The sequence below is a fragment of the Variovorax sp. LARHSF232 genome (assembly GCF_052871435.1).
Map to the genome: position 1 here is coordinate 109,518 of NZ_JBIXJS010000003.1, position 16,379 is coordinate 125,896.

The 16,379-nt window shown below is 68.4% G+C and carries 13 protein-coding genes; 11 read left to right on the top strand and 2 right to left on the bottom strand.

Going from position 1 to position 16,379, the window contains the following annotated elements; all coding sequences use genetic code 11:
* Window position 1: 1 nt before the first annotated feature.
* Window positions 2-970, bottom strand: coding sequence for a bifunctional hydroxymethylpyrimidine kinase/phosphomethylpyrimidine kinase (thiD, locus tag ACIPRI_RS09410; RefSeq protein ID WP_446621170.1), 969 nt, complete (start codon window positions 968-970; stop codon window positions 2-4).
* Between the two features lie 111 nt (window positions 971-1,081).
* Between thiD and ACIPRI_RS09415 the strand changes: the two genes are divergently transcribed.
* The 6 genes from ACIPRI_RS09415 to ACIPRI_RS09440 all read left to right on the top strand — a co-directional run bounded on the left by ACIPRI_RS09415 (window position 1,082) and on the right by ACIPRI_RS09440 (window position 11,017).
* Entirely contained in the window at window positions 1,082-1,252 is a 171-nt protein-coding gene (locus ACIPRI_RS09415; RefSeq protein WP_132734743.1) for a rubredoxin, read from the top strand.
* Between the two features lie 90 nt (window positions 1,253-1,342).
* Window positions 1,343-1,741 (top strand): response regulator, encoded by a 399-nt coding sequence (locus ACIPRI_RS09420; protein ID WP_446621171.1) that lies wholly within the window; start codon window positions 1,343-1,345, stop codon window positions 1,739-1,741.
* Window positions 1,742-2,107: a response regulator gene (locus ACIPRI_RS09425; protein ID WP_446621172.1), complete on the top strand. Its 366-nt coding sequence runs from the start codon at window positions 1,742-1,744 to the stop codon at window positions 2,105-2,107.
* Window positions 2,108-2,133: 26 nt separating this feature from the next.
* A complete protein-coding gene (locus ACIPRI_RS09430) occupies window positions 2,134-2,664 on the top strand; it encodes a chemotaxis protein CheW (protein ID WP_446621173.1) in 531 nt (176 codons plus the stop codon).
* Between the two features lie 41 nt (window positions 2,665-2,705).
* Window positions 2,706-5,009 carry a methyl-accepting chemotaxis protein gene (locus ACIPRI_RS09435; protein ID WP_446621174.1) on the top strand — a complete coding sequence of 768 codons (2,304 nt, stop codon included), beginning with the start codon at window positions 2,706-2,708 and terminating at the stop codon, window positions 5,007-5,009.
* Window positions 5,010-5,029: 20 nt separating this feature from the next.
* Window positions 5,030-11,017 (top strand): Hpt domain-containing protein, encoded by a 5,988-nt coding sequence (locus ACIPRI_RS09440; protein ID WP_446621175.1) that lies wholly within the window; start codon window positions 5,030-5,032, stop codon window positions 11,015-11,017.
* Window positions 11,018-11,077: 60 nt separating this feature from the next.
* Here the strand turns inward: ACIPRI_RS09440 and ACIPRI_RS09445 are convergent, their stop codons facing one another.
* A complete protein-coding gene (locus ACIPRI_RS09445; RefSeq protein WP_446621176.1) occupies window positions 11,078-12,601 on the bottom strand; it encodes a cryptochrome/photolyase family protein in 1,524 nt (507 codons plus the stop codon).
* Between ACIPRI_RS09445 and ACIPRI_RS09450 the strand changes: the two genes are divergently transcribed.
* From ACIPRI_RS09450 to ACIPRI_RS09470, 5 genes are read left to right on the top strand one after another with little or no spacing between them, the layout of a single operon-like run.
* Window positions 12,600-13,199, top strand: coding sequence for a YqgE/AlgH family protein (locus tag ACIPRI_RS09450; RefSeq protein ID WP_446621177.1), 600 nt, complete (start codon window positions 12,600-12,602; stop codon window positions 13,197-13,199). The genes ACIPRI_RS09445 and ACIPRI_RS09450 overlap by 2 nt on opposite strands.
* A gap of 14 nt (window positions 13,200-13,213) precedes the next feature.
* Window positions 13,214-13,630 carry a Holliday junction resolvase RuvX gene (ruvX, locus tag ACIPRI_RS09455; RefSeq protein ID WP_446621178.1) on the top strand — a complete coding sequence of 139 codons (417 nt, stop codon included), beginning with the start codon at window positions 13,214-13,216 and terminating at the stop codon, window positions 13,628-13,630.
* A complete protein-coding gene (pyrR, locus tag ACIPRI_RS09460; protein ID WP_446621179.1) occupies window positions 13,627-14,130 on the top strand; it encodes a bifunctional pyr operon transcriptional regulator/uracil phosphoribosyltransferase PyrR in 504 nt (167 codons plus the stop codon). Before ruvX ends, pyrR begins: the two co-directional genes overlap by 4 nt.
* Window positions 14,131-14,132: 2 nt before the next feature.
* The gene (locus ACIPRI_RS09465) at window positions 14,133-15,095 is read left to right on the top strand and encodes an aspartate carbamoyltransferase catalytic subunit (RefSeq protein WP_446621180.1); all 963 of its coding nucleotides are present in this window, start codon (window positions 14,133-14,135) and stop codon (window positions 15,093-15,095) included.
* On the top strand, window positions 15,092-16,378 hold the full coding sequence (locus ACIPRI_RS09470) for a dihydroorotase (RefSeq protein WP_446621181.1): 1,287 nt from the start codon (window positions 15,092-15,094) through the stop codon (window positions 16,376-16,378). Before ACIPRI_RS09465 ends, ACIPRI_RS09470 begins: the two co-directional genes overlap by 4 nt.
* Window position 16,379 lies beyond the last annotated feature (1 nt).

The following is a 16,379-nucleotide window of genomic DNA, read 5'->3' on the forward strand; positions in this document are numbered from 1 at the left end:
ATCAGTGTCTTGTTTCATGAGGAGGCAGCGCGAAGTCGGCGCCCTCGGCGCCCTCGGCGCTATCGTTGTCCTCGTCTTCCGGCTGAGCCCAGAACAGGCGGTCCGGAATCACGTGGCCCATGCCGGGCCGAAAGCCCGCGTCCAGGCAGCGGTCCATGTAGCTCAGCGCCTCGGTGGCGGCGGACACCAGGTCGGTGCCGCTGGCCAGCAAGGCCGCCAGCGTGGCCGACAGGGTGTCGCCGGCCCCGGAGAACACGGCTTCCAGCCGCTCGTACTTCTCGCTGGCCAGCACCGCCTGCGGCGAGGCCAGCACGTTGTCGAAGAACTGGTCGGGCAGCACCAGGCCCGTCACCAGGGTGTAGGGCACGCCCAGTTCGCCCGCCGCCTTGGCGACGTCGCGCGCCGTCGGGGGGCGCTCGCCGTTCCAGTCGGGCAGCAGCCAGCGCCACAGGGTGCTGTGGTTGCCCACCAGCACGGTGGTCTGCGGCAGGACCAGTTCACGGAAGGCGTCGAGATAGGCCTCGATCTTGTTCTCGTCCCACCACGACAGGTTGGGCATGTAGGCCACCACGGGCACTTCGGGGTAGTCGCTGGCCGTCTCGGCGATTTCGGACAGGTTTTCCGGCGAACCGGCAAAGCCGACCTTGATCAGCTGCACCTCGACGTCCTCGAGAATGGTGCGCGTCTGCTCGGCCACCGCCTCTTCGTCGAAAGGAAAGTGATCGAAAATCTCGGCGGTGTCGCGCGCGTAGGCGCCGGTCACCACCGGCAGCATGTGGGCGCCGACCGAAGCGATGGCCAGCGCGTCGCAGGCCAGGCCGCCCGCGCCGCTCGGGTCGCTGGCATTGAAAACCAACACGCAGGGCAGGACCGATTGGCTTTCGTCCTCGGGCTTCTCGAGCTCGACGTCGGCGCCGCTAAGATCGTCCGTTGGACCAGAATCTTCGGGGGGTAAAAGGAAAGTTTTCATGCGCCTGAAGAGCTCACCTTGATGGTGGCATATGTGAGACGCAAATCACGAGTTCGCGAGTGACGTCTCGATACAATCGTTGCATTCTATGAACAGGGAACGTAAGCTGCGATGAACAAAAAAACCTGGATGTGCCTGATTTGCGGGTGGATCTATGACGAAGCGGTAGGCGTACCGGAAGATGGTATTGCGCCGGGAACTGCATGGGCGGATGTACCAATGAATTGGACTTGCCCGGAGTGCGGTGCGCGCAAGGAAGACTTCGAAATGGTTGAAATTTGAAGCATGGCATAGGGCCACGCTTCCGGCGACTTTTCTGAAAGAGAAAGGTTGCTGACGTTGTCGGAAGTGTTGTTTGAGGAGCGTGTGCCCATGAGCACCAACGGATCGGGTTACAAGGTGCTCGTCATCGACGACAGCAACACCATTCGGCGCAGCGCCGAGATCTTCCTCAAGCAGGGCGGACACGAAGTGCTATTGGCCGAAGACGGCTTCGATGCGCTGTCCAAGGTCAACGACCACAAGCCCCACCTGATCTTCTGCGACATCCTGATGCCGCGCCTCGACGGTTATCAGACCTGCGCGATCATCAAGCGCAACGCGCATTTCTCCAATGTCCCGGTCGTCATGCTGTCCTCCAAGGACGGCGTGTTCGACAAGGCGCGCGGCCGCATGGTCGGCTCGCAGGACTACCTCACCAAGCCCTTCACCAAAGACCAGCTGCTCCAGGCAGTGGAGCAGTTTGGCGTTGTCCAACCGGAAACTCTCTAAATGCCCATTCAAAAAGTCCTCGTCGTTGACGACTCCAAGACGGAGCTGATGTTCCTGACCGATCTGCTCGAGAAGAACGGATTCAAGGTCAAGACTGCCGAGAACGCCGACGACGCCATGCGCCGCCTGCAGGAAGACCGGCCTGACCTGATCCTGATGGACGTGGTGATGCCCGGCCAGAACGGCTTCCAGCTCACGCGCGCCATCGCCCGTGACCCGCAGTACGCGGCGGTGCCGATCATCCTGTGCACCAGCAAGAACCAGGAAACCGACCGCGTGTGGGGCATGCGCCAGGGGGCTCGCGACTACATCGTCAAGCCCGTCAACGCGGCCGAGCTGATGGCCAAGATCAGCGCACTCAACTAAGCCTCGCGCCCAGCGCTCCATCTGCCATGGCCAATCGCGACGCACTCCGTGCATTCCAGTCCAGGCTCGCCGGCCGGCTGCAGGCGGCGCGCAGTTCCGGCGTGTCGGCCTCCTGGCTGGCCGTCGAGGCCGGCGATGCCAAGTTTCTTTTTCCGCTCGGCCACGCCGGCGAGATCTTTCCCTGGACGCCGCCGCAGCCCGTGCCCTACACGCAGCAGTGGTTCCTGGGCGTGTCCAACCTGCGCGGCGGGTTGTACGGCGTGATCGAGTTCGCCACCTTTGCCGCCGGCCGCCGCACCGGCCCGGTCACCGAGGCGGCGCGCGCCCAGTCGCGCCTGGTGGCGCTGAACGAACTGCTCGAAGTCAATTGCGCGCTCCTGATCGACCGGCTGGTCGGCCTGCGCGGTGTCGAGGCCTTCGTGTCCTCGAAGCCGCCGGCCGAGGACGCGCCGGCCTGGACGGGCGTCAGCTACACCGACGAAGCCGGCGAGGAGTGGCAGGAAGTCAACCTGCAAGCGCTCTCCCAGCAACCCCAATTTCTCTCCATCGGCGCCTGATCGGGCTGCCGGACAACGCCATCAACCTGAAGGACCGACCCGTGAGCTCGATCGCCGACAAGTTCAAACGACTCCTGCCCGTACGCGACAACAGCGTCATGGTGGGCACCGACAGCGGGTCCATTGCGCTGGACCACGTTGAAACGGTTCAAGGCTTCGACGAGAAAACCGTGCTCATGAAGCGCGATGCCGCCGCCGCCGCTGCCAACGAGCCCGTGCAAGGCAGAGCTGCCGCGCTCGGCGACGGCCAGTCGGGCGAACCCCGCGAGCCGGCGCCCGAGGCCCAGCCCGTCCCTGCTGCACAGCGCACCGACCTGCAGCGCCAGCAGCGTTTCCTGTTCATCGCGCTGGGCGCGGTGGTGCTGGTGCTGCTGGTGATTGCCGGCTCCGCCATCGTGCGCGCCGACCGCGTCGCGCAGCAGGTGGCCGCCACCGGCCAATCGCTGATGCAGTCGCAGCGTCTGGCCAAGTCGGTGTCGCAGGCCCTGGTGGGCGACGTCAAGGCCTTCGCCGAAGTGAAGGACAGCGCGGGCGACCTGAGCCTGCGCGCCCACGGCCTGGCCAACGGCGACGAGGCGATCCACCTCGAGCCCGTCAGCAAGGACCTCGAAGCCGAGATGGGCAAAATCTTGCCCCTGGTCGACCGTGCCGATGCCAGCGCCAAGGCGGTGCTGGGCCAGCAGCAGATCCTGACGCAGGTGGGCGCCGCGCTGCGCAACATCAACCGCCAGTCGTCCGACCTGCTCGAAATGACGGAAACGGTGGCTTCGCTGAAGATGCAGCAGACCGCCACCGTGCCCGAAATCTCGGCCGCCGGCCAGCTGGTGATGCTGACGCAGCGTATCGGCAAGTCGGCCAACGAATTCCTCACCGTGGAAGGCGTGAGCCCCGACGCGGTGTTCCTGCTGGGCAAGGACCTGAACACCTTCCAGGAAGTGGCCCGCGGACTGCTCGACGGCAGCGCCCAGCAGCGCCTGCCCGGCACGCGCGATCCGCAGACGCGCCAGCAGCTCGAAGCCATCCTGAAGACCTATGAGCAGACCCGCACGCAGGCCGGCGCCATCCTGGGCAACCTGCAGGGCCTGGTGACGGCGCGCGAAGCGCAAGCCACCATCCTGGCCGACAGCGAGCCGCTGCGTACCGCCCTGGGCGAGCTGCAGGACAAGCTGTCCGACCGTACCGGCCTGGGCGCCGGCACCGTGATCCTGCTGTTCGTGCTGTCGGTGGCCGCCCTTGGCCTCGCCGGCGCCATCGCCTACGCTCAGGTGCGCGAAGGCCGCGAGCGTGCGCTAACCGCCGAGCGTGAGCGCATCGAAGCCGACCGCGCCAGTGAAGAAGCAACCCGCGTCAACGTGGCCAACCAGGCCGCCATTCTTCGCCTGATGAACGAACTGCAGACGGTGGCCGAGGGCGACCTGACGCAGGAAGCCACCGTGACCGAGGACATCACCGGCGCCATCGCCGACTCGGTGAACTACACGGTGGAAGAACTTCGATTGCTGGTGGGCAACGTGCAGAACACGGTGGCCCGGGTGGCGCAGACCACGGCGCAGGTGGAAAGCACCTCGACCGAACTGCTGGCCGCCTCCACCGAACAGCTGCGCGAAATCCGCGAAACCGGCCAGTCGGTGCTGACCATGGCCGAGCGAATCAACGGCGTGTCCTCGCAAGCGCAGGAATCGGCGACGGTGGCGCGCCAGTCGCTGCAAGCCGCGTCCTCCGGCCTGCAGGCGGTGCAGAACGCCATCGGCGGCATGAACTCCATCCGCGACCAGATCCAGGAAACCTCCAAGCGCATCAAGCGCCTGGGCGAGTCCTCGCAGGAGATCGGCGAAATCACCGAGCTGATCTCGGACATTACCGAACAGACCAACGTGCTGGCGCTGAACGCGGCCATCCAGGCGGCCTCTGCCGGCGAAGCCGGCCGCGGCTTCTCGGTGGTGGCGGAAGAAGTGCAGCGGCTGGCCGAACGCTCGGCCGACGCAACGCGCCAGATCGCGGCGCTGGTGAAGGCCATTCAGACCGATACACAAGATGCGGTCGGCGCCATGGAACGTTCCACGCAAGGGGTGGTGGAAGGCGCCAAGCTCTCCGACAATGCCGGTACCGCCCTGTCGGAGATCGACCGCGTGTCGCGCCGCCTTGCCGAGCTGATCGAGCAGATTTCGCAGTCCGCATCCCGCGAGGCCAATTCGGCCAACGTGGTGGCCGCGAACATCCAGCACATCTTCGCCGTGACCGAACAGACCGGAGAAGGCACCCGTGCCACCGCGCAGCAGGTGCGCGAGCTCTCGCACATGGCTGACGAACTGCGCCAGTCGGTGTCCCGATTCAAGATCGCCTGAAGAACGACGAGCACCCGAACGTGTCGACCCTCGCCCCCGCAACCGCCCCTGTCGCCGGCAACGCGCAGGGCGCTGAAGACCTCGGGCCGTTGGCCTGGGTGCTCGGAGAAATCCAGAAGTCGCTCGAGACCTGCAGCAAATCGCTGCGGCGATTCGCGCGCGAAAACACCGGCACGGCGGAGGTCGACATCGGCCCGCTGCGCCTGGTGCGCCAGCAGCTGCACCAGGCCGTCGGCGCCTTGCAGATGGTCGGCCATGCGACGCCCGCGCTGGTGCTGGGCGCCATGGAGTTCGCGGTGCAAAGCTTCGTGCAGGAGCCGCAGCGCTGCAGCGACACGGCCGCCCAGAAACTGGACCGCGCCGGCTTCGCCGTCACCGACTTCCTGCAGGCCCTCTTGGCCGGCAAGTCGGTGTCTTCGGTGGCCTTGTTCCCGCAATACCGCGACGTGCTCGAACTGGTGGGCAATGAGCGCGTGCATCCGGCCGACCTGTGGCCGATGCCCTGGCGCTGGGCCGACATCCAGCTTGCCAGCAGCAAGCCGGCGCTGGTCTACGACCCGGCGGTGCGCTCCAAGTTCGACCGCGAACTGCTCAAGGTGGTCAAGACCGGCGACGACACGGCCGCTCGCCGGCTGCAGGACATCTGCGTCGGCTTGTCGCGCGGCGCCTCGGCGGCGCGCGCGCGCAGCTTCTGGGCGCTGGCCGGCGGCTTCTTCGAGGCGCTCGGGCTGTCGCTGATCACGACCGATCTCTATGTGAAGCGCGCTGCTTCGCGCGTGCTGCTGCAGTACGCCACCCTGGCGCGCGGCGACGACACGGTTTCCGACCGTCTTGCCCTGGATCTGCTGTTCTTCTGCGCCCAGGCCGTGCCCAGCCCGCGCGACGAGGCGCCCACCCTGCGCGCCGTGCGCACCGCCTGGGGCATCGCCAACGAGCGCGCGGTGGACTACACCAGCGAGCAGTTCGGCCGCTTCGATCCGATCGTGCTGGCGCAGGCGCGCAAGCGCATCGAGGGCGCCAAGGAAATGTGGTCGGCGCTCTCGGGCGGCGACATGGGCCGCGTGCGCCAGGCGGTGGACAGCTTCGGCGCGCTCACCGAATCGCTGCAGAAGCTCCATCCGCCCAGCCTGCCGATGGTGCAGGCGCTCAACAACGCGGTCGACGCCTCGCTGCGTTCCGGCAAGCCGCCGGGCACCGAACTGGCCATGGAAGTGGCGACCTCGGTGCTGTACCTGGAAGCCGCCTTCGAGGACCTGGACCCGAACGACCGCCAGCTCACCGCCCGCACCGTCCAATTGGCCGGCCGCATCGAGCGCGCCCGCGAAGGCGGCCGTTCCGAGCCGCTCGAGCCCTGGATGGAAGAGCTCTACCGCCGCGTGAGCGACCGCCAGACCATGGGCACCGTGGTCGACGAGCTGCGCAGCCACCTGAGCGAGCTCGAGAAGGCGATGGACCAGTTCTTCCGCCACCCGTCGGAAAAGGGCCATCTGCGCACCGTGCCCAGCCAGCTGATGCAGATGCGCGGCGTGTTCTCCGTGCTCGGCCTGGACCAGGCCGCGCAGACCGTGCAGCGCATGCGCGACAACGTCGACGAGCTGATGGCCGAAGGCGCGAGCGCCGAAGAGCCGGGCGCCTTCGACGCGCTGGGCAACAACCTGGGCGCGCTGGGCTTCCTGATCGACATGCTGGGCTACCAGCCGGCCCTGGCCAAGCGCCTGTTCGTGTTCGACAGCCAGGCGGGCGAGCTCAAGCCGCTGATGGGGCGCCAGGCCGAAGCCGAGGCCGTGGCCGAGGCACCGGCCGCTCCGGTGGTGCCTGTGTCCGAGCCGGCGCCGCTCACGTCCGACCAGATCGACGCCCAGATCGCTGCCAAGCTGGCCGAGCTGGCCGCGCCCAAGAGCAAGAAGAAAAAGGACGGCAAGTCCGGGGCCTCCCCGTTCGAGGAATTCAGCCGCGCCGCCGACAGCTGGACCGCCAAGATCACCGGTCCGGCGCCGCTGGAAGCGCTGCCCGAGACCTTCGTCACCGAACTGGCCGAAGACGACCTGCAGAACATCTTCCTGGACGAGGCGCGCGAAGTCGTCGAGAACGGCCTGGTGGCCGTGGGTGAACTGGAGCACGACTCCGCCGACGTGGGCGAGCTCACCATCCTGCGCCGCGCCTTCCACACCCTGAAGGGCAGCTCGCGCATGGTCGGCCTGACCGACTTCGGCGATGCTGCCTGGTCGATGGAGCAGGTGCTCAACACCTGGCTGGCAGATCAGCGTCCGGCCAGCAAGGAGCTGATCGCCGGCGCCGGCACCGCCCTGCGCGACTTCGGCGCCTGGGTCGAGGCCATTGCCTCGGGCGAGCCGCATTCCTGGCAGTCCGCCCCCTTCAGCGATCTGGCCCGTTCGCTCGGCAGCGGCGAGCCGCTGGCGGCGCCTGCCGCGCCGGCCGCCGATTCGAGCATGCTGGCCGCCGCTGCGCGCCAGATCGCCGCGCAAGCGACGCCGCCGACCGACTTCGCGCAAGCGTCCAGTCCGGCGCCCCTTGCACCGGTCGAACCGCTGCCCGCTTTCGACGCGCTGCCCGACCTGGACCTGGATCTCACCTCGCTCGACGCCGAGCCGCCGGTGGCCGAGACACCGGCTGCCAGCCTGCCCGACGCCTTGGACGTGCATCACCTCGCGGATTTCCCGTCCACCGATTTCCTGGAGTTCGAAGAGAAGAAGCCGGCGTCCGCGGAAGTGCCGCCGTTGGCCTTCGACACGGCCGGCGACGACATCGACTTCATGGCACCGCAACGCGCGCCTGTCGAGCCTATCGAGCCGGATTTCGAGCCTGGATTCGAGCCCACGGCGCTGGCCGATCCCTTCGAGTTGCGGGCCCTGCCTGCCGCGCGGCCGGAATCCAAGCCGGTCTTCGAGCTGCCGTCCGGGCCTCCGGCCGCAGCCGCTGCGCCCGCAAGCCAAGAACCGCCGTCGCTGGACTTCGAAACCTTCGAAACTTTCGAAAAGGCAGCGGTGGAAGTCGCCGCGCCGGCGCCCGAAGCACAGCCGCAGCCGCCGGCCGCTGCCAGCGACGAGTCCTTCAAGGCCATCGGCCCGCTGCGCATCGGCATCGCGCTCTACAACGTCTACCTGAACGAGGCCGACGAGTGGTCGCGGCAGCTCGCCACCGAAGTGGGCGAGTGGGCGCTGGAGCCGCACCTGCGCATCCAGGACTCCACCATTGCGCTGGCGCATTCGCTGTCGGGCAGTTCTTCCACCGTCGGCTTCCAGGGCCTGTCGGGCATGGCCCGGCTGATCGAAGCCGCGCTGGCGCATCTGCAGATGCAAGGCCAGGGCACGCACGAGCAAGGAACGGTGCTGGTGCTGGCCGCCGACGAGCTGCGCCGCCTGCTGCACCAGTTCGCCGCCGGCGTGCTGAAGGACCCCGCCGACGAAACGCTGGAAGCCCTGCGCGACCTGGCCGTGGCGCCGATGCCGATGCCGGTGCAGGAGCCGCTTGAAACGCATGCGCAGCCCGCGGCCGCGCACGTACCCCACGCGCCGGCCGAGGTGACGCTGGAAGACTCCGACGACGCGATCGACGTGATGGATGCGGTCGACGCCGACCTGTTCCCCATCTTCGAGGAAGAGGCCGCCGAAATCCTGCCGCAACTGGCCGCTGCCCTGCGCGCCTGGGCCGAGTCGACCGATGACATGGGCCAACGCGCCATCGTTCTGCGCGCCCTGCACACCCTGAAGGGCAGCGCCCGCCTGGCTGGCGCCATGCGCCTGGGCGAGCGTGCCCACCGCATCGAGTCCGAGGTCGAGGTGATCGGCGTCGAGAACATCCCGCGCCAGGCCATCGAGGAGCTGTACGGCCGCTTCGACGTGCTGCAAGCCGACTTCGACAGCCTGCGTGCCGCCGACGGCGCGGCCCAGGTCGAACTGGCCGAGCGTGCCGTGGCCGCCATCGCGGCAGTGCCCACGGTCAGCACGCCAGTCGTGTTGCAGGCCGCGGCCCAGCCCTCCGAAGCGGCCCCTGCCGCGCCCGCCAACGCCGCCAGTTTCGAGCCGGCCCCGGCCGGCCAGGCGACGCCCGCCGCTGCCCCGCGCCTGACGGCGCCGGCGCCCAGCGTGCTGACGCCGCTGCGCACTGGCGCCGGCCAGGTGGTGCGGATCCGCACGCAGCTGCTGGACCGCCTGGTGGCGCAGGCCGGCGAAGTGATCATCACCCGCTCGCGCCTGGAAGCCGAACTGGGCCAGCTCAGCACTTCGCTGACTGACCTCACCGGCAACCTGGATCGCCTGCGCCAGCAGCTGCGCGACATCGAGGTGCAGGCCGAAAGCCAGATGCAGTCGCGCCTGGCCCAGGCCAAGGATTCGCAGCAGGGCTTCGACCCGCTCGAGTTCGACCGCTTCACCCGCGTGCAGGAACTCACCCGCATGATGGCCGAGTCGGTGAACGACGTGGCCACCGTGCAGCGCTCCCTGCAAAAGACGGTGCAGGCCACCGAAGACGACCTGAGCGCGCAGGCCCGCCAGACGCGTGAACTGCAGCGCGGCCTGCTGCGCACCCGCATGGTGGAGTTCGAGGGCATTTCCGAGCGCCTCTACCGCGTGGTGCGCCAGGCCTCCAAGGACACCGGCAAGCAGGTGCGGCTGGACATCACCGGCGGCTCCATCGAAATGGACCGCGGCGTGCTGGAGCGGATGACGCCCGCCTTCGAACACCTGCTGCGCAATTGCGTGGCGCACGGTATCGAGGACGGCGAATTGCGCAGCCGCGCCGGCAAGGAGACCAGCGGCCTGATCGTGATCGACCTGCACCACGAGGGCAACGACGTCTCGGTGAGCTTCCGCGACGACGGCGCCGGTCTGAACCTCAGCCGCATTGCCGAGCGTGCCTACGCCCTCGGCCTGGTGCCGGCGGGCCAGCCGGTCTCGCCCGAGCAGGCTGCCGAACTGATCTTCCACCCAGGCTTCTCCACCGCGACGCAGGTGTCGGAACTGGCCGGCCGCGGCATCGGCATGGACGTGGTGCGCGCTGACGTGGCGGCCCTGGGCGGCCGCATCGAGACGCAAAGCAATCCGGGGCAGGGCACCACCTTCAAACTGGTGCTGCCGCTGACCACCGCCGTGACCCACGTGGTGATGATGCGCGCCGGCGAGCTGTCGATGGGCGTGCCGTCCAACCTGGTGGAGCTGGTGCAGCGCGTCGGCGCCCCCGAGCTGGAGGCGGCCTACGCCAGCGGCCGCTATGCCTTCGGCGGCGAGCAGCTGCCTTTCTTCTGGTCGGGCGCCCTGCTGCAGTCTTCGGCGCGCAGCGAGCGCCAACTGGGCCGCGCCAACACGGTGGCGGTGGTGCGCAGTGCGGCGCAGCGCGTCGCCCTGCACGTGGACGAAGTGCTGGGCAACCAGGAAGTCGTGGTCAAGAACCTGGGGCCCCAGCTCTCGCGCCTGCCCGGCATGGCCGGCATCTCGGTGCTGGCCTCGGGCGCGGTGGCTCTGATCTACAACCCGGTGGCCCTGGCCGCCGTGCACGGCGAGCAGGCACGCCAGCTGCAGACCCACGCGCACTTGGCCAGCCAGGCCGAAGCAGGAGCAGACGTTCCGGCCGCACCGGTGATGCTCGAACCCGCTGTGCCGCAGGTGCCGCTGGTGCTGGTGGTGGACGACTCCATCACCGTGCGCCGTGTCACGCAGCGCCTGCTGCAGCGCGAAGGCTATCGCGTGGCGCTGGCGGCCGACGGCCTGCAGGCGCTGGAACGCCTGCAGGAAGAGCGCCCGGCGCTGGTGCTGTCGGACATCGAGATGCCGCGCATGGACGGCTTCGACCTGGCGCGCAACATCCGCGCCGACGAGGCACTGGCCGACCTGCCGATCATCATGATCACCTCGCGCATCGCCGAAAAGCATCGCGAGCATGCCAAGCAGCTGGGCGTGAACCACTACCTGGGCAAGCCCTATTCGGAAGAAGAGCTGCTGCGACTGGTGCGCAGCTACACCATGGCCGAAGCGCAGCAACTGGAAGCCTGAGCCTTCTCTCCAAGGCCGCAAGGCCAGAGCGCCCGCCGCAGCCGCAACTGCGCCGGGCGCTTATTTTTTTCCCCGGGGCGCCCTGGGAGTCCTGGCGCCGGCGGCGCCTTCCTTCACCACCGCGTAGCGCTGCAGAGTCCGCTCGCGCGCTTCGCCGTGATCGACGATGGGATGCGGGTAGGTTTCGCCCAGGCGGACGCCGGCGGCCTCCAACTCCATCGGCGTGGCCAGCCAGGGGGCGTGGATCGAGGTGTTCGAGAGCGGGGCCAGCTGCGGCAGGTAGCGTCGGATGAACTTGCCGTCAGGGTCGAATCGCTCGCTCTGCGTCACCGGGTTGAAGATGCGAAACCAGGGCTGCGCATCGCAGCCGCTGCCGCTGGCCCATTGCCAGCCGCCGTTGTTGGAGGCCAGTTCGAAATCGTTGAGATGGCGCGCAAACCAGGCCTCGCCGCGGCGCCAGTCCAGTCCCAGGTCCTTGCAAAGAAAGCTGGCCACCAGCATGCGCAAGCGGTGGTGCATGTAGCCGCTCTGGCTGAGTTGCGCCATCGCCGCATCCACCAGCGGGTAGCCGGTGCGGCCTTCGCACCAGGCTTCGAACAGTGCGTCGGCATGCTTGCCGTGGTGCCAGGCGATCTTGTCGTACGCGGGCCGAAAGCTCTTGCCGGCCGCCAGCTGGGGGTGATGCGCCAACAGCTGGAAATGGAACTCGCGCCGGATCAGCTCGCCGAGCCAGCTGGCCGCGCCGCGGCTCCCGGCCTGCGCCAGCTGGTGCGCCGCGCCGGCCAGCGCGCGGATCGACACGGTGCCAAAGCGCAGGTGCACGCCCAGGTAGCTGGGGCCGCGAACGCCGGGGTAGTCGCGCGCCTCTTCATAGCGCTCGATACGCTTGTCGAAGAACTCCTCGAACAGGGCCGTGCCACCGCTGGCGCCAGTCGGGATCTCCCGCTCGCCCAGGTGGGTGGGTTCGAAGCCGAGTTCGGCCAGGGCGGGCACCGGCGCGCGCAGCACCTGCGGGGCACGGGCCAGCGCGTCGAGGTAGCGCTCCACCGGGTAGGGCTTGAGGTAGAAGTCGCTCAGCTTGGCCAGCCAGGCGCGCTTGTAGGACGCGAACTCGGAAAAAACCTGGCCGGTGGGCGTCAGCAACTCGTCGCGCTCGAAGATGGCGCGGTCCTTGTAGCCGTGGAAGGTGATGCCCGCATTGGCCAGGGCGCCCAACACCTGGGCGTCGCGCGCCAGCGCGGCGGGCTCGTCGTCGCGGTTGGCAAATACCGCCTGCACGCGCAACTGCTGCGCCAGGCGGGGAATCTCGTCCTGCGCCAGGGCGTGGCGCACGACCAGCTCGCCGCCGCGCGCGTGCAGTTCGTCCGCCAGCTCCGTCAATGACGCGCGGATGAACGCCACCCGCCGGTCCGCGCGCGGCAGCCCATCGAGGATGGCCGTGTCGAAGACGAAGGCGCACACCACCTCGCGGCAACTGCGCAGCGCGTGATAGAGCGCTGCGTTGTCCGTCACGCGCAGGTCGCGCCGAAACCACACCAGCCCACGGGGATATGTTTTGTCGACGGCCAGTAAAATCGGCGGCATGTCGACCGATTCTGCCCGCATGAACCTCACGCATCACTTTCTGATCGCGATGCCGGGGCTGCGGGACGAGGCCTTCGCCGGCAGCGTCATCTACCTGTGCGAGCACAGCGAGCGCGGCGCCCTGGGGCTGGTGATCAACAAGCCCAGCGACATCAATCTGCGGGCCCTGTTCGAGAAGGTCGAGCTGCCCACCAACCAGGCCGGGATCGGCGACGAGCCGGTGTTCCAGGGCGGCCCGGTGAAGACCGAGCGCGGCTTCGTGCTGCACGAGCCGGTATTTGCCAACCCGCCGGAAAACACCGAGCCGGTCTATGCCTCGACCATGACCATCCCGGGCGGCCTGGAACTCACCACCTCGCGCGACGTGCTGGAGGCGCTGGCCACCGGCTCCGGCCCGCGCAAGGTGCTGGTCTCGCTCGGCTACGCGGCCTGGGGCGAGGGCCAGCTCGAATCGGAGCTGGCGGAAAACAGCTGGCTCACGGTGGACGCCGACCCGGCCGTCATCTTCGACACGCCGGTCGACCAGCGCTACAGCAAGGCGCTGTTGCTGCTCGGGCTGGAGGCCTGGAAGCTGTCGCCAGACGCGGGGCACGCCTGATGCGCGTTGCGGCGATGGCCACAGACGCTGTCCCATCCGTCCCGTCCCATTTTCAGAGCTTTCTGGCCTTCGACCTGGGAAAGAAGCGCACCGGCGTGGCCAGCGGCAACCGGATGCTGGGCGCCGCCACCCCGCAAGCCACCATCGCCGCCGAAGGCGATGCCCGTTTTGCCCAGGTGGAAAAGCGCATCCGCGAATGGCAGCCCGACGCCCTGGTCGTCGGCGTACCCTGTCACCCGGACGGCGCGCCGCACGAGATGACGCGCGCGGCCCAGCGCTTCGCGCGCCAGCTGGAAGGGCGCTTTCGCCTGCCGGTCTACCAGGTCGACGAGCGCTACAGCACCACCGAGGCGCTGGCCAACGGCGCCCGCGACCCCGATGCGGCTTCGGCCTGCATCATCCTCGAACAGTTTCTAAGGAGCCTTCCGTGAACCCGCAACTCCCCGATGCCGAGGCGCTCTACCAGGCGCTGCTCGCAGGTGTCAAAGCCCTGATGCGGCCGGCCACCAAGCTGGTTGGCGTTACCTCCGGCGGCGCCTGGCTGGTCGAGCGCCTGCAGCGCGACCTGGGCCTCGCCGGCGCGCCCGGCATCATTTCCTCGGCCATGCACCGCGACGACTTCGCGCGCCGCGGCCTGGCATCGAGCATCCAGACGGCGCTGCCCTTCGACGTGAATGGCGCCGACATCCTGATCCTGGACGACGTGCTCTACACCGGGCGCACCATCCGCGCAGTGCTCAACGAGCTGTTCGACTTCGGCCGTCCCGCTTCGGTGCGCCTGGCGGTGCTGGTGGACCGCGGCGGGCGCCAGTTGCCGGTGGCCGCCGACTTTGCCGCAGTCCGGCTCGAGCTGCCGGCCAGCCAGTCGCTGGCACTGGACCGCGACGCCCAGGGTGGCTTCGCGCTGAAGATCGAACAAGAAGGAGCGTGAGCGTGCTGTACAAGCGCAACCCGCAGCTCAACAAGAACGGCGAGCTGATCCACCTGCTGTCCATCGAGGGCCTGCCCAAGGACACCCTGATCCACATCCTGGACACGGCCGCCAACTTCACCAGCGTGAGCGACCGCGAGGTCAAGAAGGTGCCGCTCCTGCGCGGCAAGAGCGTGTTCAACCTGTTCTTCGAGAACTCGACACGCACCCGCACCACCTTCGAGATCGCGGCCAAGCGGCTGTCGGCCGACGTCATCAACCTGGACATCGCGCGCTCCTCGGCCAGCAAGGGCGAGTCGCTCCTGGACACCATCGCCAACCTGAGCGCGATGGCGGCCGACCTGTTCGTTGTGCGGCACAGCGAATCGGGCGCACCCTACCTGATCGCCCAGCATGTGGCGCCGCACGTGCACGTGGTGAACGCGGGCGACGGGCGGCATTCGCACCCGACGCAGGGGCTGCTCGACATGTACACGATCCGTCACTACAAGAAGGATTTTTCCAACTTGACGGTGGCGATCGTCGGCGACGTGCTGCATTCGCGCGTGGCGCGCTCCGACATCCACGCCCTCACCACGCTGGGCTGCGCCGAGGTGCGCGTGATCGGCCCCAAGACCCTGGTGCCGGCCGACATGGCGCCGATGGGCGTGCGCGTGTGCCACACGCTGGAAGAGGGCATCAAGGGCTGCGACGTCATCATCATGCTGCGCCTGCAGAACGAGCGCATGAGCGGCGCGCTGCTGCCCTCGTCGCAGGAATTCTTCAAGACCTACGGCCTGACGCCCGAGAAGCTTTCACACGCCAAGCCCGATTGCATCGTGATGCATCCAGGCCCGATCAACCGCGGCGTCGAGATCGACTCGGCTGTGGTCGATGGCCAGCAGAGCGTGATCCTGCCGCAGGTCACCTTCGGCATTGCGGTGCGCATGGCGGTGATGAGCATCGTGGCGGGGAACGAGGCATGAACGACAACAAGAACATCCTGATCAAGAACGGCCGCGTGATCGACCCGGCCACCGGCTTCGACGAGAAGGCCGACATCGCCATCGCCAACGGAAACATCGTTGCGCTGAAGGACATTCCCGCCGACTTCAACGCCGCGCAGACCATCGACGCCCAGGGCTGCATCGTCATGCCCGGCCTGGTCGACCTGGCAGCCCGCCTGCGCGAGCCCGGCTACGAGCACGAAGGCATGCTGGAAAGCGAAATGGCGGCGGCGGTGGCCGGCGGCGTGACCAGCCTGGTGTGCCCGCCCGACACCGACCCGGTGCTGGACGAGCCCGGCCTGGTCGAGATGCTCAAGTACCGCGCCGAGAAGCTCGATGGCGCGCGTCTCTTTCCGCTGGGCGCCATCACGCGCGGCCTGGCCGGCGAGATCCTCACCGAGATGGCCGAGCTCACCGAAGCCGGCTGTGTCGGCTTCGGCCAGGCCGAGGTGCCGCTGCCCAGCATCCAGGTGCTGCAGCGCGCGCTGCAGTACGCCAGCACCTTCGGCTACACGCTGTGGCTGCGCCCGCAGGACCGCGACCTGGGCAAGGGCGTGGCCGCCAGCGGCCCGCTGGCCACGCGGCTGGGCTTGTCGGGCGTGCCGGTGGCGGCGGAGACCATCGCCATCTTCACCATCGTCGAACTGATGCGCTCATCCGGGGCCAAGGTCCACCTGTGCCGGCTGTCGAGCGCGGCTGGCGTGGCGCTGGTGCGCGCCGCCAAGGCCGAAGGATTGCCGCTGAGCTGCGACGTCAGCATCAACTCGCTGCACCTCATCGACACCGACATCGGCTACTTCGACAGCCGCGCGCGCCTCAATCCGCCGCTGCGCCAGCAGCGCGACCGCGATGCGCTGTCGGCGGCGCTGGCCGACGGCACCATCGACGCGCTGGTGTCCGACCACACGCCGGTCGAGTCCGACGCCAAGACATTGCCCTTTGCCGAGAGCGAGGCCGGCGGCACCGGCCTCGAACTGCTGTTGCCGCTGGCCTTGCAGTGGGGCGAGCAGAGCGGCGCCGGCATCCGGCGCGCGCTCGAGACCGTCACCACGGCGCCGGCACGGCTGGTGCCTGCCGCCGGCAGCGCCTGCATCGCCGCCGGCCAGGCGGCCGACCTGTGCATCGTCGACCCGCAGCAGGAGTGGCAGGTGAACGACGAGGCGCTCAGGAGCCAGGGCAAGCACACGCCTTTTGCCGGCTATGCGCTGCGTGGCCGGGTGCGCACGACGCTGGTCGGCGGCCGCGTGGTCTTCCAAGCCTGAG